Genomic DNA, 18,024 nt, shown 5'->3' on the forward strand with positions numbered 1-18,024 from the left:
CGTTGGTTGATTTCGTCAAAGTGGGTTGGCCGTTAGTTGTCAGAGAAAAATGGGCAGCCTGATCAAACCGCGCTCCCTTGCACAAATTGCATTCGCATAGACTTCCAGAAGCACCAGGAACGCCAACAGCGTCATCCACGTGCATTGCAGCGTGAATTCGTCCTCGCGCTCCGTGAGCGTCTATGACGTGTTTCCGCGTCTCACTTTGGGTGAAGGCTAAGGCTTCCTAATTTTGAGCGTTTCGAGATCAAATAATGACTGCCACGAATGCCCCGTGTTAAAACGAAAACATGGAAAACAAGCAGCCACTAACAGCCGAAGAGAAAGCGCGGATCGCAGCGGAAAGGTTTGCGAAGCGAAATAACCTTCTAACGATCTGGCAATGGATTGACGAATTGAAGCGAAATCACGACGAGCACATAAATAATCGGCAGCAATTGCTGTAACTCCAGGACGACGGTAGAGCCCCATTGGATTGCTCATTTCCAATGGGGCTTTTCTTTGATTGCCTCTTCAGGGTTCAACGATGCGTCGTTCTCGTCGTGCAGCACCCGTATAAGCGGACAGTGGTTTCGTCGGATGCCAGTGCTCATCGCGCTCGACCTGTAAACCACCGGGGCCAACAAGCGCTTCGACTTCCCTCAGGCTGACATAACCAAGTTCTGGTTCGCCATGTCCGAGACCGCACCGGAAAAGATCACACATAAATAACCTATCGAAACAAAAAGATAGGTTAAACAATGCGTTGCGTAAAAAAGCCAGAGAAAAACGAACAGGGAATCTTTCGCTCACGACACCCACTATACAAGCGATGGGGTCAAATGATTGCCCGATGCACGAACCCGAACCATCATGCGTTCAAAGATTATGGAGGTCGCGGTATTGGGGTCTGCGAACGCTGGCGTGAGGATTTCTGGAACTACGTGGCAGACATAGAACGGGAATGTGGCGCACGGTACGAGGAAAAACTTTCGCTCGATCGCATCAATAACGACGGCCACTACGAACCGGGAAACATTCGCTGGGCCACACCATCAATGCAAGCCAAGAACCAACGAAGACCACCTGGAAAACCACGATCTCCCGAAGTCAGAGAACGGAAACGCCAACGCTCAGCGGAAACCAGAAAGAAAAACGCTGACGCGATAGCCGCACGTCGCCAACCATGGCGTGAAAGCCCCGCCTACAAGGAGATGCAAAGAAATTGCTCCATCGCACAACAGAAACGGCGCGAGGCGGAAAGGCAAGCCCGCCTCGCAACACAACTCGAGATCAACGGACGAAGCGCGTGAGCGCTTCGTCCTCATCAACGACTCGGCGGTGATACCGTGCGGCAGCCAAGAAAACAGATAGGGGTCGTTTTGGGTTAAAGAACAAGTCGCGCTCGACCACCTGTCCCATCTTGCTTCTCAGTGCGGCTACCTCCCGTAGACTGACGTATCCTAATTCAGGTTCACCTAAGCCAAGATCCATCAGACCAAAGCAGGTATCACCATCCTGCTCCATCTCTGTAATGATCCATGTGGCACCAGCCCATGGCGTGAACCATTTTACGACGGGTATCAGGTCAGTATCCCGACCGATACGGTTGTTTTCGAGCAGTTTTGCTCTCAGCGTTGGGGTCAACAGCGCGTTCATGCGGATGCCATCCCCAGTACGCGAAGACGAGCAACACGCTCGATGATCTTCCGCTCAGCACGCCATTCGGCCACGCTTGCAAAAGTGCGATCAAACTTGGCACCATCAACGATACCCCAGACACGAAACCGCATAAATATGCTCCTATAGGTTGCACTTGCAGTTCCGATGTATTGCCGTTTGGTGTCCAGGGCGAGCACAGATTTCAACTTTTAGAGTTGGTTAACCATAAGTGTTTACCTTTGCTGGTGAACTCAAACGTAGTGGCAGACCTCAACGTTTTTATGCACTTAACCCGTTCCGCGTTGTGTATGTAAAACAAGGATAGACATTACGTTTCGGTAAGCATGACGGAGCGCCGGGCGGACAGATGACGATCGATGGAAAGACGGGATTGCGAGGCGCTGGCCGTCTCGGGCTGCGCGGCATGGCCGCCATGCTGGCCGCCCATGTCTTTGTCTATCCCCTGCCCTTGGCTGCCCAGCAGGCAACGAGCGGATCGACAAACTGGCTGGCGGCCGCCGATGACAGCCAGCCCGACATGAGCGGTATCCAGCCTCTCACGGGTCCGACGGATCCCACAGCACCCAATACCGTCACCGATCCGACGACGACGGCCGCCACGGCGCCGCCCCCGGCCCTCGAAACCGACCCGCAAGCTGCCGACATCGCTCCCTTGGAAGAGGATTTCGGTCGGCAAAATCTACGCGAAACGCGCCTCGACAACCCGATTGCATCGCGCATCCGCCGCAGCGAAGAAGAGGATATGGGCATCCGGCTCGGCACCCTTGTCCTGCGTCCTTCCCTGAACCAGCAGATCGGCATCGAACGGGAAAAGACGGCCTCAGGCAGCGAGAGACGGGTCTTCTCCGAGACCGGCCTCAAGGGGACTTTGACGTCGGACTGGTCGCGCCATGAATTGACCATCGGCGGCGAAGGCGCATGGCAGGAAACGCTTTCGGGCGACGGCACCGACAAACCGCGCGCTCGCATCGATGCAAATCTGCGCCTGGACCTCGCCGACGACACCATTGCCAACATCACGGGTGCATACAGCTTCAGCCGCGAGGATACCAACGATCCCAACGCGATTACGGGAGCGAGCGTCCAGTCGGGCGTGCACCAGTTCGACGCGGGCGTCTCGCTGGAACGCGACCTCGGCCTTTTGCGCGGATCGATCGCCACCCAGGCCAGCCGATATCTCTACTCGGACGCGGAACTGTCAAACGGCACTACCCTGGACCGCAGCGATCGCGACCGGACCCGGGCGACCATCAGCGCCCGTCTGGGTGTCGAACTTTCGACCGCAATCACGCCGTTTATCGAGGCAACGACTGGCAAGCTCATCTATGACGATAGCGTGGATTCGAGCGGTTACCGCCGTTCGGCGGACATTTACGGAGCAAAGACCGGCGTGACCGTCGACTTAGGCGAGAAGCTTCGCGGTGAAGTCGCGGTCGGCTATGAACAGCAGCGCTTCGATGACAGTCGTCTGGCCGACCTGTCCGCTGTCACTGTCGATGGAAGCCTTTTCTGGTCACCACGCGAAGGCACGTCCATCGACGTGACGCTCGACACCACGCTTGATCCGTCGACCGCGGCAGGCGTGAGCGGCGGGAGCGTGCACAGCATCGACGTCAATCTGGCCCATGATATCAGAAGCAATCTGGTAGCGCGCCTCACCGGTGGAGCCGCCTTGAGTCGCTACGACGATGCGGGAGCAGCGGCCGACAAGACGGTTTACAATGCCGGCGCAGGTCTGACTTGGAAGGTCAATCGCTATCTCGATGCGACGGCGGATCTGACCTATGAGCGCAACGACTACAAGTCGTCCGGAGACACCGATACGGTGACCGCCCTGGTTGGCCTGACCGCCAAGCGCTGAGGCCTGGCGGTCGAGGCAATGCGTCTTACTTGAGAGCAGCGAGGATCGCCTTCAGTTCCTGCTCAATGGCCGGGCGGATATCCGGGCGCTCGATGGCAAAGGCAACATTGGCCAGGATGAAGCCGTCCTTGGCGCCGCAGTCGAACGTCTGCCCCTTGAAATGATAACCCGCGAAATCCTGCTTCTGGGCGAGCTTCAGCATGCCATCGGTCAACTGAATCTCGTTGCCAGCGCCACGCTCCTGGGTCGACAGAATCTCAAAAATCTCCGGCTGCAGGATGTAGCGGCCATTGATGAAGAAGTTCGAGGGCGCGGTGCCCTTGGCCGGCTTCTCCACCATCTCGGTGATCTTGAAGCCGCCTTCGAGCGTCTCGCCGACGCCGACAATGCCGTATTTATGCGCCTGATCGGGCGCGCATTCCTCGACCGCCACAATATTGCCGCCGGTCTTTTCATAAAGTTCGACCATGCCCTTGAGGCAAGCCTTTTCGCCGCGCATAATCATATCAGGCAGCAGCAGGGCAAAAGGCTCATGGCCGACGATGTCGCGGGCGCACCAGACGGCGTGCCCGAGGCCGAGCGGCTCCTGCTGGCGCGTGAAGCTGGTCTGACCGGCCGTCGGCTGCAGATCGCTCAGGAGTGAAAGTTCGGCGTTCTTGTTGCGGGCCTTCAGTGTCTGCTCGAGTTCGAACTGGATGTCGAAATAGTCCTCGATGACCGCCTTGCCGCGTCCCGTCACGAAGACGAAGTGTTCGATGCCCGCTTCGATCGCCTCGTCGACCACGTACTGGATGACCGGCTTGTCGACCACGGTCAGCATCTCCTTCGGCACCGCCTTGGTCGCGGGCAAAAAGCGAGTGCCGAGGCCGGCAACAGGGAATACGGCTTTGCGGAGCTTCTTAGTCTGAACCACTCATTCCTCCTCGAGGATCTAATCGATTTACGCCATCATACCGCAGTCACGGCCAGTAACATAGAATTGCTTAGAATTCGCAAAAGCGAACCGAAGACGGGGGCAGCCGGGACCACATGGTAAAGGTTTGTTGACCGAACAGCATTAACCTTGCGTGAACAGCCTTTGTTCCGGCTGCAAACCGTAGAACGAACGGGAGATGCCCATGAAAAGACACCATCCCAGCCTTCTCGGCGCAATCGCCTTGACACTCTCGACGGCCATGATGCCCGTGCAAGCTTTCGCCGATGCCGGATTCCAGAAATGGATTCGCGACTTCTATCCGATCGCGGCAAAGAGCGGCATTTCGGAGAAAACCTACCGGAAGGCCTTTGATGGCGTGAAGGAACCGGATGAGTTCGTTCTGGAAAAGGCGGCCTACCAGCCGGAATTCAAGTCCGAAATCTGGGACTATCTCGACAGCCGCGTAAACCCCTACACCGTCAAGATCGGCCAGGAAATGCTGGTCAAGCATGCCGGACTTTTGAAGGCGCTGGAGAATCACTTCGGGGTCGACAAGCACATCATTCTGGCCATCTGGTCGATGGAGACGAATTACGGCGCAGCACTCGAGCGTCCGGACCGCCTGCACAATGTCCCGCGCTCTCTGGCAACGCTCGCCTATGCCGACAAGAAGCGGGCGAAATATGCCCGCACGCAGCTGATCGCGGCCTTGAAGATGCTTCAGAACGGCGACGTGTCCAACAAGAACCTGATGGGTTCCTGGGCTGGCGCCATGGGCCACACCCAGTTCATTCCGTCCAGCTACCTGCTTTATGCAATCGATGCGGATGGCAACGGCACGAGGGACATCTGGCACTCTGTCCCGGATGCGCTGGCAACCGCCGCCAATCTGCTGGCCAAGAACGGCTGGCAGACGGGCCGTACCTGGGGCTATGAGGCGGTCGTGCCACAGGGTGGCTACAAGTTCGCCGGCCAGACCAAGACGCTCGCCCAGTGGCAGGCGCTCGGTTTTGCCCGCCCCTCGGGGAAAGGTTTCAAGAATGGCGCCGAGCGCGCCGAACTGAAAATGCTGGGCGGCGGCAATGGTCCGGGTTTCCTGATGACCAAGAACTTCTTCGTTCTCAAGCGCTACAACGCCGCCGACAGTTATGCACTCGGCGTCGGCCTGCTCGCCGACGAGATTGCCGGCTATGGCGGCATGAAGCAGCGCTGGCCGCGCCCGGACGGCACGCTCGACATGAAGGAAAAGTTCGAGTTGCAGACGCGCATGCAGGCGCTCGGCTATTACGACGGCAAGATCGACGGCAATTTCGGCTCCGGCTCCAAAGCCGCGATCACCGCCATCCAGCAGCGCCTCGGCATGGCGGCCGACGGCCAGCCGTCGCGGGTGCTTCTGGAAGCGCTGCGCAACTGATCGGGTCCGCGACACGACAGACCGCAGATTGACTTGATGGCCGACGCGCTCCACAACGGGCATCGCGTCGGCCGCACCGTTTCGGCCAACTGACGCAACCGGCGGGAGGAGATCGCAATGACAAATCAGCGCGTTTCTTTCAGCCGCCTCGCGCGCTTTGCTAGCCTTGCGCTTGCCGTCCTCATTGCGGCCACGGCCTTCCTGGCTGTCGAGACGCAGGCGCAGCAGCAGCCGGAACGCCGCCGCACCCTGTTTGATGTGTTGTTCGGCACGCGCCAACCGGAATACGTACCGCCGCGCGATGTTCGGCGCCCCATCCGCGAACCACGACCCCGCAAGAAGACCGGCGGCAGCATCACCACGATCGACACGCGCACGCCCACAAGCCGTGCCGTGCCCGCGGCCCCGCCGCCACCGGCCAAGCTGGACAATGCCAAGAAGGTTCTGGTGATCGGCGACTTCGTGGCGGGTGGTCTTGGCGAGGGCCTGAAGAGTGCCTTTGAGGACGCACCGGGCGTGGTAATCGAGACCCGTGCCAATGGTTCCTCCGGCCTCGTGCGGCAGGACTACTACGACTGGACGGGTGAGCTTCCGGGCTTGATATCAGAGATCCGCCCGAGTGTCGTCGTCATCCAGATCGGCGCCAATGACCGGCAGCAGCTGGTGACATCATCCGGGAAGCTCGATTTCCGAACCGACGCGTGGTTCACCGCCTATGCCAGCCGTGTCACGGCACTGGCCGAGGCCGCCACCAAAGCAAACATCCCGCTGATATGGGTCGGCCTGCCGGCCTTTCGCCCACAGAACATGACCGCAGACGCACTACGGCTCAACACGCTCTACCGCACGAGCGTCGAAAAACTGAGCGGCGAATTCGTCGATGTCTGGGACGGCTTCGTCGACCAGGACGGCCGCTTCATTGTCACCGGCTCCGACATCAACGGCCAGCCCGTGCGCCTGCGCGGCAATGATGGCATCGGCTTCACCGCTCCCGGCAAACGTAAACTCGCCTTCTACGTGGAAAAATCCGTGCGCCGTCTGCTTGGCGACATGAGCAGTCCGGATCTGGTCCGCCTCGACGCCAGCAACCTGCCGGCCCTGATCGACCTGCCGCCGGTGGAAGCCAAAGGCATCATCAGCACGCCCCCGATCGACCTCTTCGACCCGGCGCTGGACGGAGCCGACGAACTGCTCGGCGGCGCGCCCCTTCCCGCCACCAGCACCAAGACGCCCCGCGACATGCTTGTCCGCAACGGCAAACTCCCCGACCCGCCGGCCGGCCGCGTGGATTATGTGCAGCGCCCGGTCACGACGACCGCCACGCCTTGATCGCTCAAAGCAAAAGGGCCGCCCGTAGGCGACCCTTGATGTAATTCGTCGATGACGCTCCCGCTCAGCGCGGCAGCACGCTTTCGCCCATCAGCGCCTCGTCGATGGCGCGCGCGGCCTGACGGCCCTCGCGGATCGCCCAGACGACCAGCGACTGGCCGCGACGGGCGTCACCGGCGACCCAGACCTTGTCGACCGACGAGCGGTAGTCCTTGTCATTGGCGACGACATTGGTCGAGCCACGACGGTCGGTGTTGAGCTCGAGCTTGCCGTCCAGTTCCTTCAGCACGCTGTCAGTGAACGGGCCGGAGAAGCCAATAGCGATGAAGGCGAGATCGGCCTTGATGATGAATTCGGTGCCGGCGATCGGCTTGCGACGCTCGTCCACCTGGCAGCACTTCACGCCGGTCAGCACGCCGTCTTCGCCGACGAATTCGAGCGTCGCCACCTGGAACTCGCGAACAGCGCCTTCAGCCTGACTGGACGAGGTGCGCATCTTGGTCGCCCAGAAGGGCCAGACGGCGAGCTTGTCTTCGGTCTGCGGCGGACGGGGACGGATGTCGAGCTGGGTCACCTTGACGGCGCCCTGGCGGAAGGCCGTGCCGACGCAGTCGGATGCCGTATCGCCACCACCGACGACGACAACATGCTTGCCGCCGGCGAGGATCGGATCGGCAGGCCAACCGACGCTGTCAATGTTTTCGCGGCCGACGCGCCGGTTCTGCTGCACGAGATACGGCATGGCATCGTGGACGCCATGGAACTCGACACCGGGGATGCCGGCCTCGCGCGGGGTTTCAGAACCGCCGCAATAGAGCACGGCGTCGTAATCCGAACGCAGCGTCTCGACGGTGATATCGACGCCGACGTTCACGCCGCAATGGAAGGTGACGTTTTCGCCCTTCATCTGCTCGACGCGGCGATCAATGAAGTTCTTCTCCATCTTGAAGTCAGGAATACCGTAGCGCAGCAGCCCACCGGGCTTGGACTCGCGCTCATAGACATGCACCTCATGACCGGCGCGGCCGAGCTGCTGGGCAGCGGCAAGCCCCGACGGGCCGGAGCCGATGATCGCAACCTTCTTGCCGGTATGGATCGTCGCCGGCTGCGGTACGATAAAGCCGAGCTCATAGGCCTTGTCGGCAATCGCCTGTTCGACGGTCTTGATCGCAACCGGCGTGTCTTCAAGGTTCAGTGTGCAGGCTTCCTCGCAAGGAGCCGGGCAGACGCGACCGGTGAACTCCGGGAAGTTGTTGGTCGAGTGGAGGTTGCGGATCGCTTCCTCCCACTTGTTGTTATAGACGAGGTCGTTCCAATCCGGGATCTGGTTATGCACCGGACAGCCGGTCGGACCATGGCAGTAGGGAATGCCGCAATCCATGCAGCGCGCCGCCTGCTTGGTGACTTCTGCATCCGACATGGGGATGGTGAATTCGCGGAAATGGCGGATGCGGTCGGAGGCCGGCTGATACTTCGCCACCTGCCGGTCGATTTCCATGAAACCTGTAACCTTGCCCATGTCTACTTTCCTCAATCTCCGCCGCTATCGCAGCTCGTTACTCGAAAGGCGGCACCGTCTCCGGCCAGGTTCTATTTTCCCATTCAACAAATGGATTGAACCTGGCTGCCATCGCATCCCGCGCTTCTCGTTCGGCAGGATGGACTGTAATCGTGCCGTCCCTTTCCTGGCGGATGATGATCTTGTCCCCTTCAAGGAAGAAGTCATCGGGAATAGCAACGAAACGACGGTTGTCCTTTCTGATGATTTGGCCTTCGTGTTCTTTCGATACTGGACCCATCGGCGCCTCCATTCTGAGCTGAATACTCATAACAGAAGGCGCCGATAGTTAAATCACTCCGCAGCCACGCCCATGCGCATGCGTTCCATTTCCTCAAGCGCACGACGATATTCGACCGGCATGACCTTGCGGAACTTCGGACGATACTCGGCCCAGTTGTCGAGGATCTGTTTGGCACGGTTCGAGCCCGTGTAATGCAGATGGTTCGAAATCAGCTGATAGAGGCGCTCCTCGTCGTGGCGGGTCATGTCGCCGGATACGTCGACAAGGCCCTTGTGCATGAGGTCGCCGCCGTGATGGTGCAGCTTCTCCAACATGTCGTCCTCTTCCGGAACCGGCTCGAGTTCGACCATGGCCATGTTGCAACGCTTGGCGAAATCGCCGCTCTCGTCGAGCACGTAAGCCACACCGCCCGACATGCCGGCGGCGAAGTTGCGGCCCGTCTCGCCGAGCACGACGACCACGCCGCCCGTCATGTATTCGCAGCCATGGTCACCCACGCCTTCGACGACGGCGATCGCACCCGAGTTGCGCACGGCAAAACGCTCACCGGCCACGCCACGGAAATAGCACTCGCCCGATATCGCACCGTAAAGCACGGTGTTGCCGACGATGATCGAGTTCTCCGCGACGATCTTGGCATTTTCCGGCGGACGCACGATGATGCGGCCACCCGAGAGGCCCTTGCCGACATAGTCGTTGCCGTCGCCCACGAGGTCGAAGGTGATGCCACGCGACAGGAAGGCGCCGAAGGACTGACCGGCAGTGCCGTTCAGCGTGACATGGATCGTGTCATCCTTCAGACCCTTGTGGCCGTACCGCTTGGCGACTTCGCCCGAAAGCATGGCACCGGCCGACCGGTCGACGTTCTTGATGTCGACGTCGAAGACGACAGGCTGCTTGGCCTCGAGAGCCGGCATAGCCTTCTCGATCAGCTTGCGATCGAGAATGTCGATGATCGGATGGTTCTGCTTTTCGGTCCAGTAGGTGGCAGACTTCGGCGCATCGACCTTGTGGAAGATCTTCGAGAAGTCCAGCCCCTTGGCCTTCCAGTGGGCGAGCATGTCGTCCTTCTCCAGAAGCTCGGAAGCGCCGATGATCTCGTCGAGCTTGGTCACGCCAAGCGAGGCAAGGATTTCGCGCACTTCTTCGGCAACGAAGAAGAAGTAGTTGATGACATGCTCAGGCGTGCCCTTGAAGCGCTTGCGCAGGACCGGATCCTGGGTCGCGACGCCCACGGGACACGTGTTCAGATGGCACTTGCGCATCATGATGCAGCCGGCCGCAATCAGCGGTGCGGTTGCGAAGCCGAACTCGTCGGCACCGAGCAGCGCGCCGATAATGACGTCACGGCCGGTTTTCAGACCACCATCGACCTGCAGCGCGATGCGCGAACGCAGACCGTTCAGCACCAGCGTCTGCTGTGTCTCGGCAAGACCGATTTCCCAAGGGCTACCCGCATGCTTCAGAGAGGTGAGCGGCGAGGCACCCGTGCCGCCATCAAAGCCTGAGACGGTGATATGGTCGGCGCGCGCCTTGGCAACACCGGCGGCAACCGTGCCGACGCCAACTTCCGAGACGAGCTTGACCGAAACATCAGCCTCAGGGTTGACGTTCTTCAGGTCGTAGATCAACTGCGCCAGATCTTCGATCGAATAGATGTCGTGATGCGGCGGCGGCGAAATCAGGCCAACGCCCGGCGTCGAGTGACGGGTCTTGGCAACCGTCGCATCGACCTTGTGGCCGGGCAGCTGACCGCCTTCGCCAGGCTTTGCACCCTGGGCAACCTTGATCTGCAGCATGTCGGCATTGACGAGATATTCGGTCGTGACACCGAAGCGGCCGGATGCGATCTGCTTGATCGCCGAACGCTCGGGGTTGGACGAACCATCCGCCAACGGCAGGTAACGGTCGCTCTCTTCGCCGCCCTCGCCGGTGTTCGACTTGCCGCCGATCCGGTTCATGGCAATCGCAAGCGTCGTATGCGCCTCGCGGCTGATCGAACCGAAGGACATGGCGCCCGTCGAGAAGCGCTTGACGATATCGACCGCCGGCTCGACCTCGTCGATGGACACGGGCTTGCGACCGAGCGCTTCCGCCGACTTGATCTTGAACAGACCGCGGATGGTGTTCATCCGCAGATTGCTCTCGTTCACCATCTCGGCGAATTCGCGGTAGCGGTCCTGGCTGTTGCCACGCACGGCATGCTGCAGGGACGCGATCGAGTCCGGGCTCCAGGCGTGGTTTTCACCGCGCATGCGATAGGCGTACTCGCCGCCGATATCGAGCGTGTTGGCGAGAACCGGATCCTTTCCGAAGGCCGAGTTGTGGCGAGCGACGGTCTCCTCGGCGATCTCGGTCAGGCCGATGCCTTCGATCGTGGTCGCCGTGCCGAAGAAATACTTGTCGACCAGCTCGGACGACAGGCCGACCGCGTCGAAGATCTGTGCGCCGCAATAGGACTGGTACGTCGAGATGCCCATCTTGGACATGACCTTGAGGATGCCCTTACCGACAGCCTTGATGTAGCGATAGACGACTTCGTCTTCCGACACTTCCTTCGGGAATTCGCCATGCTTGTGCATGTCGGTGAGCGTGTCGAAGGCGAGATAGGGGTTGATTGCCTCGGCGCCGAAGCCTGCGAGACAGCAGAAGTGATGCACTTCGCGCGGCTCGCCCGACTCGACAACGAGGCCGACCGAGGTCCGAAGCCCCTTGCGGATCAGGTGATGGTGCACGGCAGCGGTCGCGAGCAGCGCCGGGATCGCGATACGATCCGGGCCGATCTGACGGTCCGACAGCACGATGATGTTGTAGCCGCCGCGAACGGCCGCTTCCGCACGCTCGCAGAGGCGATCGAGCATTTCCGGCATGCCTTCGGCGCCACGCTCGACGTCATAGGTGAAGTCGAGCGTCTTGGTGTCGAACCGGTCTTCCATGTGACCGATGGAGCGGATTTTTTCGAGATCGCCATTGGTCAGGATCGGCTGGCGCACTTCCATGCGCTTGGCGTTCGCCATGCCTTCATGGTCGAGGATGTTCGGACGCGGACCGATGAAGGACACGAGGCTCATGACGAGCTCTTCGCGGATCGGGTCGATCGGCGGGTTCGTCACCTGCGCGAAGTTCTGCTTGAAATAGGTGTAAAGCAGCTTCGACTTGGTCGACATCGCCGAAATCGGCGTGTCCGTGCCCATCGAGCCGATCGCTTCCTGGCCCGTGGTCGCCATCGGCGACATCAGGATCTTGGTGTCTTCGGTGGTGTAGCCGAAGGCCTGCTGGCGATCGAGCAGCGACACGTCGCGGCGCAGCGCGCGCGGCTCAACCGGCTTCAGGTCTTCGAGGATCAGCTGGGTGCGATCCAGCCACTCGCGGTAAGGATGGCTGCCGGCCAGCGACGACTTCACCTCCTCGTCGGAAATGATCCGGCCCTGCTCCATATCGATCAGCAGCATCTTGCCCGGCTGCAGGCGCCACTTCTTGATGATCTTCTCTTCCGGCACCGGCAGCGTGCCGGCTTCGGAGGCAAGGATCACGCGGTCGTCGTCGGTGACGAGATAACGCGCCGGACGCAGGCCGTTGCGGTCGAGCGTCGCGCCGATCTGTTTGCCGTCGGTAAAGCAGACGGCAGCCGGGCCGTCCCACGGCTCCATCATGGCTGCGTGATATTCGTAGAACGCCTTGCGCTCAGGCGACATCAGCTGGTTGCCGGCCCAGGCTTCCGGGATCAGCATCATCACGGCATGCGCCAGCGAATAGCCACCGCGCTGCAGGAATTCGAGCGCGTTGTCGAAGCAGGCCGTATCAGACTGACCTTCATAGGAGATCGGCCACAGCTTGGAAATGTCGTCACCAAAGAGCGGCGAGGAGACCGATGCTTGGCGCGCCGCCATCCAGTTGACGTTGCCGCGCAGCGTGTTGATTTCGCCGTTATGGGCGACCATGCGATACGGGTGCGCGAGCTTCCAGGACGGGAAGGTGTTGGTCGAGAAGCGCTGGTGAACCAGGGCGACAGCCGACTCGAAACGCGGATCGGCAAGATCCTTATAGTAAGCGCCTACCTGGTAGGCGAGGAACATGCCCTTGTAGACGATCGTCGAGGACGACAGCGAGACCGGATAGAAGCCGGTTTCCTGACCGCCATACTGGTCGTAGATGCGGTTGGAGATCACCTTGCGCAGCAGGAACAGGCGACGTTCGAACTGCTCCTGGGTCGCAGCATCGCGCCCCGCGCCGATGAAAACCTGGATCTGCCGCGGCTCGGTGGCAGCGATGTCAGGCGCCTTCGACAAAGACGAGTTGTCGACCGGCACATCGCGATAGCCGAGCAGGGTCTGGCCCTCGGCAAGACAGACTTCGGCGATGACCTTCTTGAAATGCGCGATCTGTTCTTCGTCCTGCGGGAAGAAGAAGTGACCGACGGCGTATTCGCCCGCCTTCGGCAACGTCACACCCTGGGCCGCCATCTCCTCGCGGAAGAAACGATCAGGGATCTGCAAGAGAATGCCGGCACCGTCGCCCATCAGCGGATCGGCCCCGACGGCGCCGCGATGGGTGAGGTTTTCCAGGATGAACAGCCCGTCCTTGACGATCTGGTGCGACTTGACGCCCTTCATATGGGCGATGAAGCCGACGCCGCAGGCATCGTGCTCGTTCTTCGGGTCATACAGGCCCTGTTTGGCAGGAAGACCCGCGCGCACGACCGGCGTCTTGCCAGTCGATTCCGCGCCTGCGGACCGCTTGATCTCTTCGGATGACGTCATGTTCGTCATGGCCTTCCCTCCAGTGGGGCCCGGCGGGACCGGGCAGGTTGATCTGGGACCTTTCGCAGTTTCGGGCGCCAGACGACGGAGACCCACCCTGACCGGGTTACATCACCACCGCATGACACCTGAGTTCGAGGTCCCGAAACTCGAATTAGGTCAATCAATCTGACCTAATTTTGAGAATTCCTATGACAGAATGTAACCTGTCTTGCAAGGGCACGCACGGAAAATTAACCGGCTGCCCGACGCTAAATTGCCATGCAGAGGCCTGGGGCGCAATTTTATTTCAAGTCAGCATCGCTGCTATTCGCCTTCTTGCGGAATCGGTCCGTGCGACATGGTCCGCCGCGGACCGGATTGATCGTGTCGCGGAAATGCCTAATCTCCCCAACACCCTCCCTGGCTCAGGAAATGACCCCATGTTCTTTGCATCCGACAACTGGTCTGGCGCCCATCCCAAGATCGCCGAAAGCCTGACCCGCTTCGCCTCCGGTTATGCCGCAGCCTACGGCACCAGCGACCACGACAAGCTGATCGAGGCGAAGTTCAACGACATGTTCGAGCGGGAAGTCGCGGTCTTCTTCGTGGCGACTGGCACGGCTGCCAATTCGCTGGCGCTCGCCAGCGTCGCCAAGGCCGGCGGCGTCACCTTCTGTCATTACGATGCCCATGTGAATTCCGACGAAGGCGGCGCACCCGAATTCCTGACCGGCGCCACCCGGCTCTTCCCCGTCGAAGGGGACAACGGCAAGATCGACCCCGAAGCGCTCGACATCGCCGTATCCCGCTTCGATGTGCCCTCCGTCCATCACGGTCGTCCGATGGCGATCACCGTGACGCAGGCGACAGAAGCCGGCACGGTCTATTCGCTCGACGAGCTGGATGCCATCGCCGCGATCGCCAAGGAGAAGAAGCTTCCGCTCCACATGGATGGCGCACGCTTTGCCAACGCGCTGGTGGCGCTGAACGCCAGCCCGGCCGAAATGACCTGGAAGCGCGGGGTGGATATCCTTTCTTTCGGCGGCACGAAGAACGGCTGCTGGTGCGCGGAAGCGATCATTTTCTTCAAGCCGGAAATGGCAGAAGAAATGCCCTATATCCGCAAGCGATCGGCCCAGCTCTTTTCAAAGACCCGTTTCATATCGGCCCAGCTCGAAGCCTATCTCGAGAACGATCTGTGGCTGGAACTCGCAGCGCATTCCAACGCCATGGCCGACCGCCTGCGCGCCGGCCTGACCGCCAAGAACACCACCCGACTCGCTTGGGATACCACCGCCAACGAGGTTTTCGCCGTTGCCGACAAGGATGCGGTCGCCCGCGCCCGCGCCAAGGGCGCCATGGTCTACGACTGGCTGCCGCCCCGCGACATGCCGCATCTGCTCGGTGCAAACGAAACGCTCCTGCGTCTTGTAACGAGCTTCGCAACCACCGAAGAAGAAGTCGATCAATTCATAGAAGTCGTCTGAACAGCATCGTTCTTACAAGCATATCGAACAACAAGAATACAATAATCATTGATTTTCCAATCGGTGATCCGCTCGCCATGATCTCCCTGCCGGCACCCATTCGGGCCGGTTTGGGAAACAGCTTCACGATCCGAGGAGAAGCCATCATGAGCAAGACCACCACCAATGCCGCAGCACTCGCAGCCGCCGTTACCATGGCCGTCGGTGCCGCAGCCCTCCTGTCGGGTCCCGCCGCCGCACAGGAAAAGGAAAAGTGCTTCGGCGTCGCCATGGCCGGCAAGAATGACTGCGCCGCCGGCGCCGGCACCACCTGCGCCGGGACCTCCAAGGTCGATTACCAGGGCAATTCCTGGAAATACGTCGCCAAGGGCACCTGCCTGACCATGGCGCTGCCCGATGGCCGCATGGGTTCGCTCGAAGCCCTCGATCGCGACCTCCCCAAAGCCTGAGCCTCTCCCGTCCCGGCCCCTGCGGCGCACCGCAGCGGCCGGGATGCGGCCGATCATCCGCCCGCCGAGGAAAACCTCATGCCGTCACAGCAATCGATCCCGACCATCAAGCCCACGCTCCCGCCCCGCAGCGGCGCCGGCTTCAAGCCGCAACATGCCGATGCTATCCTTTCGGATGAATTCCGCATCGGCTTTCTCGAAGTGCATGCGGAAAACTATATGGGCGCCGGCGGTCATCCCCATCGTATCCTCAGCCGCGTTCGCGAGGACTTTCCGCTGTCTGTCCACGGGGTCGGCCTGTCGATCGGCAGCCCAAAGGGGCTCGACCCGGATCATTTGGCAAGACTCAAAGCTGTCATCGAACGCTACGAGCCCGCCATGGTCTCCGAGCACCTCGCCTGGTCCACCCATGACGATCACTTCTTCAACGACCTTCTGCCTGTACCCTACGATGAGCACACTCTGAACCGGGTTTGCGACCACATCGACCGCGTGCAGGAAGTGCTGGAACGAAAAATCCTTCTAGAAAACCCCTCGACCTATGTCGCCTTCGAAGCCGCAACGATGAGTGAGACGGATTTCATTCGTGCCATCGCCCGACGCACGGGCTGTGGCCTGTTGCTCGACATCAACAACGTCCACGTCTCCGCCACCAATCATGGTTATTCCGCGCTGGATTATCTCGCCGACTTTCCCCTGCTCGGCGTCGAGGAAATCCATCTCGCCGGCCACGCGACGGATGAGGACGATGCTGGCCTGCCGCTGCTGATCGACAGCCACGACAGGGCCGTGGACGATGTCGTCTGGTCACTCTACCGCGAGGTGCTGGCCCGCACGGGACCGCTTCCGACACTCATCGAATGGGACAATGACGTGCCGGACTGGCCGATCCTCAGGCGAGAGGCGGAGCGGGCGGACGCCATTCTCGACCTCTTCGGCGAACGACGGCTCGGGCTGCGCCATGCGTCCTGATCCCGTCACCAATGGCGACTTCGCCGCAGCGCTCGTCAATCGCGACCTTCCCGCGCCTGCCGGTCTCCACCGATCCGGCGCACGGGTGGCCCGCCGCTTCGCCGTCTACCGCAACAATGTCACGATCTCGCTTGTCGATGCGCTCGCCGCGATCTACCCGACTCTCCAGAACCTCGTCAGCGAAGACTTTTTCCGCGCCATGGCGAATGTCTATGTCCGGGACAACCTGCCGACCTCGCCACTGATGTTTACCTATGGCGCGAGCTTTCCGGCCTTTATCGAATCCTTCGGTCCAGCCCGCGACCTCCCCTTTCTCCCCGACGTGGCACGTGTCGAGCGGGCTTGGCTGGACGCGTTTCACGCGGCCGACTGCGCCCCCCTTGACCCGCTCGCCCTCGCGGACGTGGCACAGGATACCCTGCCCGAGATACGGTTCGAACCTCATCCAGCCAGCCATTTGCTCAGACTGCCCCATGCCGCGGGCACCATCGTCGGTCGCGACCGGGCGGGTCTTCCGCTTGATGGTCTGGACCCTTTCCAGCCCGAAGCCGTGCTGATCACCCGCCCTGCCTATGATGTCTCGGTGACGGTTCTGACGGCTGCGGCCTCTGTTTTCATCGACGCGCTGATGACAGGAGGCACCTTCGCACAAGCCTGCGACGCGGCCGAAAGCGCAGATCCCGGGGCCGATATCGCCGGCCTCCTCACGCTTACACTCACGAGCGGCGCCTTCAGCGGCTTGAGACTTCCAGAGACAGGGATACCCGGATGATCCACCAGCTTGCTTCCCTCAAACGCCTTTACGACAGGGTTGTCGCGCACGTTGAACGGCTTCTCGATCGTTGGTTCCTCGGCCTCGCAGCCCGCTTTGTCTTTGCCGCGGTTCTGCTTGCTTATTACTGGAATTCGGCGATGACAAAGTTCGAAGGTTTCCTCTCGATCAGTGACAGCGCCTATTACCAGATTGCGCTTCCGGCCGTGGATGCGGCGGGCGGCGACGTTTCAGCGGTTGCTCTTTTTCCGTGGGGACTGATGGTGATCTTCGGCACGTATGGCGAGACGATCCTGCCGATCCTCGTCGTCCTCGGTCTGTTCACCCGGATTGCCGCAACCGGTATGATCGGATTCATCATCGTCCAGAGCCTCACCGATATCCTCGTGCACAAGGTCGATGCCGGCACCGTCGGCGCGCTCTTCGACCGCTTTCCCGACAGCGTCATCCTCGACCAGCGCCTGCTCTGGATCTTTCCGCTGCTCTATCTGGCGGTAAAAGGGGCGGGCATGATCTCCCTCGACAAGCTCCTCTGCACAGCCTGGACGAGACGCATGCGCTAAACCCAAGCAAAAAGGCGGCAGGCTTTCGCCCGCCGCCTTCAAGATCAGCGTGCTG

Annotated in this window: 14 protein-coding genes; 8 read left to right on the forward strand and 6 right to left on the reverse strand. The window is 60.7% G+C overall.

Annotation, left to right across the window (positions count from 1 at the left end; translation table 11 throughout):
* Positions 1-513: 513 nt before the first annotated feature.
* Positions 514-705: a DUF2958 domain-containing protein gene (locus ACT53S_RS11880; protein WP_476067476.1), complete on the reverse strand. Its 192-nt coding sequence runs from the start codon at positions 703-705 to the stop codon at positions 514-516.
* A gap of 567 nt (positions 706-1,272) precedes the next feature.
* Entirely contained in the window at positions 1,273-1,638 is a 366-nt protein-coding gene (locus tag ACT53S_RS11885) for a DUF2958 domain-containing protein (protein ID WP_476067125.1), read from the reverse strand.
* 370 nt (positions 1,639-2,008) lie between these two features.
* On the opposite strand from ACT53S_RS11885, the gene ACT53S_RS11890 reads away from it, so the two are divergent.
* Positions 2,009-3,523, forward strand: coding sequence for an outer membrane beta-barrel protein (locus ACT53S_RS11890; protein ID WP_476067126.1), 1,515 nt, complete (start codon positions 2,009-2,011; stop codon positions 3,521-3,523).
* A 25-nt stretch (positions 3,524-3,548) separates the two neighbouring features.
* Here the strand turns inward: ACT53S_RS11890 and galU are convergent, their stop codons facing one another.
* The gene (gene galU / locus ACT53S_RS11895; protein WP_476067127.1) at positions 3,549-4,436 is read right to left on the reverse strand and encodes a UTP--glucose-1-phosphate uridylyltransferase GalU; all 888 of its coding nucleotides are present in this window, start codon (positions 4,434-4,436) and stop codon (positions 3,549-3,551) included.
* A 262-nt stretch (positions 4,437-4,698) separates the two neighbouring features.
* Here galU and ACT53S_RS11900 point away from each other — a divergent pair, with 262 nt between their 5' ends.
* Both ACT53S_RS11900 and ACT53S_RS11905 read left to right on the forward strand, forming a co-directional pair.
* Entirely contained in the window at positions 4,699-5,853 is a 1,155-nt protein-coding gene (locus ACT53S_RS11900; protein WP_476067477.1) for a lytic murein transglycosylase, read from the forward strand.
* A 117-nt stretch (positions 5,854-5,970) separates the two neighbouring features.
* The gene (locus tag ACT53S_RS11905; RefSeq protein ID WP_476067128.1) at positions 5,971-7,182 is read left to right on the forward strand and encodes an SGNH/GDSL hydrolase family protein; all 1,212 of its coding nucleotides are present in this window, start codon (positions 5,971-5,973) and stop codon (positions 7,180-7,182) included.
* 64 nt (positions 7,183-7,246) lie between these two features.
* On the opposite strand, the gene ACT53S_RS11910 is transcribed toward ACT53S_RS11905, so the two are convergent.
* Genes ACT53S_RS11910 through gltB form a run of 3 tightly spaced genes read right to left on the reverse strand, consistent with a single transcriptional unit; the run spans position 7,247 to position 13,753 of the window.
* Positions 7,247-8,701, reverse strand: coding sequence for a glutamate synthase subunit beta (locus ACT53S_RS11910; RefSeq protein WP_476067129.1), 1,455 nt, complete (start codon positions 8,699-8,701; stop codon positions 7,247-7,249).
* 37 nt (positions 8,702-8,738) lie between these two features.
* Positions 8,739-8,981 (reverse strand): hypothetical protein, encoded by a 243-nt coding sequence (locus ACT53S_RS11915; protein WP_476067130.1) that lies wholly within the window; start codon positions 8,979-8,981, stop codon positions 8,739-8,741.
* Positions 8,982-9,034: 53 nt separating this feature from the next.
* Entirely contained in the window at positions 9,035-13,753 is a 4,719-nt protein-coding gene (gene gltB, locus ACT53S_RS11920) for a glutamate synthase large subunit (RefSeq protein WP_476067131.1), read from the reverse strand.
* A 413-nt stretch (positions 13,754-14,166) separates the two neighbouring features.
* Here gltB and ACT53S_RS11925 point away from each other — a divergent pair, with 413 nt between their 5' ends.
* The 5 genes from ACT53S_RS11925 to ACT53S_RS11945 all read left to right on the forward strand — a co-directional run bounded on the left by ACT53S_RS11925 (position 14,167) and on the right by ACT53S_RS11945 (position 17,969).
* The gene (locus ACT53S_RS11925) at positions 14,167-15,213 is read left to right on the forward strand and encodes a threonine aldolase family protein (RefSeq protein WP_113376374.1); all 1,047 of its coding nucleotides are present in this window, start codon (positions 14,167-14,169) and stop codon (positions 15,211-15,213) included.
* 146 nt (positions 15,214-15,359) lie between these two features.
* Positions 15,360-15,662, forward strand: coding sequence for a BufA1 family periplasmic bufferin-type metallophore (locus tag ACT53S_RS11930; protein ID WP_113376501.1), 303 nt, complete (start codon positions 15,360-15,362; stop codon positions 15,660-15,662).
* Positions 15,663-15,767: 105 nt separating this feature from the next.
* A complete protein-coding gene (gene bufB / locus ACT53S_RS11935) occupies positions 15,768-16,634 on the forward strand; it encodes an MNIO family bufferin maturase (protein WP_476067478.1) in 867 nt (288 codons plus the stop codon).
* Positions 16,624-17,406, forward strand: coding sequence for an HvfC/BufC family peptide modification chaperone (locus ACT53S_RS11940; RefSeq protein ID WP_476067132.1), 783 nt, complete (start codon positions 16,624-16,626; stop codon positions 17,404-17,406). Before bufB ends, ACT53S_RS11940 begins: the two co-directional genes overlap by 11 nt.
* Complete coding sequence (locus ACT53S_RS11945) at positions 17,403-17,969, forward strand: DoxX family protein (protein ID WP_476067133.1); 567 nt, start codon at positions 17,403-17,405, stop codon at positions 17,967-17,969. Before ACT53S_RS11940 ends, ACT53S_RS11945 begins: the two co-directional genes overlap by 4 nt.
* Positions 17,970-18,024 lie beyond the last annotated feature (55 nt).

Source organism: Allorhizobium sp. DMC15, assembly GCF_056314065.1.

Excerpts from the sequence above, each read along its gene's own strand:
- ACT53S_RS11915 (WP_476067130.1), bottom strand. The coding sequence starts at position 8,981 with ATGGGTCCAGTATCGAAAGAACACGAAGGCCAAATCATCAGAAAGGAC.
- ACT53S_RS11930 (WP_113376501.1), top strand. The coding sequence starts at position 15,360 with ATGAGCAAGACCACCACCAATGCCGCAGCACTCGCAGCCGCCGTTACC.
- ACT53S_RS11925 (WP_113376374.1), top strand. The coding sequence starts at position 14,167 with ATGTTCTTTGCATCCGACAACTGGTCTGGCGCCCATCCCAAGATCGCC.
- ACT53S_RS11890 (WP_476067126.1), top strand. The coding sequence starts at position 2,009 with ATGACGATCGATGGAAAGACGGGATTGCGAGGCGCTGGCCGTCTCGGG.
- ACT53S_RS11885 (WP_476067125.1), bottom strand. The coding sequence starts at position 1,638 with ATGAACGCGCTGTTGACCCCAACGCTGAGAGCAAAACTGCTCGAAAAC.
- gltB (WP_476067131.1), bottom strand. The coding sequence starts at position 13,753 with ATGACGAACATGACGTCATCCGAAGAGATCAAGCGGTCCGCAGGCGCG.
- ACT53S_RS11940 (WP_476067132.1), top strand. The coding sequence starts at position 16,624 with ATGCGTCCTGATCCCGTCACCAATGGCGACTTCGCCGCAGCGCTCGTC.
- ACT53S_RS11880 (WP_476067476.1), bottom strand. The coding sequence starts at position 705 with ATGTGTGATCTTTTCCGGTGCGGTCTCGGACATGGCGAACCAGAACTT.
- ACT53S_RS11900 (WP_476067477.1), top strand. The coding sequence starts at position 4,699 with ATGATGCCCGTGCAAGCTTTCGCCGATGCCGGATTCCAGAAATGGATT.
- ACT53S_RS11910 (WP_476067129.1), bottom strand. The coding sequence starts at position 8,701 with ATGGGCAAGGTTACAGGTTTCATGGAAATCGACCGGCAGGTGGCGAAG.
- ACT53S_RS11905 (WP_476067128.1), top strand. The coding sequence starts at position 5,971 with ATGACAAATCAGCGCGTTTCTTTCAGCCGCCTCGCGCGCTTTGCTAGC.
- ACT53S_RS11945 (WP_476067133.1), top strand. The coding sequence starts at position 17,403 with ATGATCCACCAGCTTGCTTCCCTCAAACGCCTTTACGACAGGGTTGTC.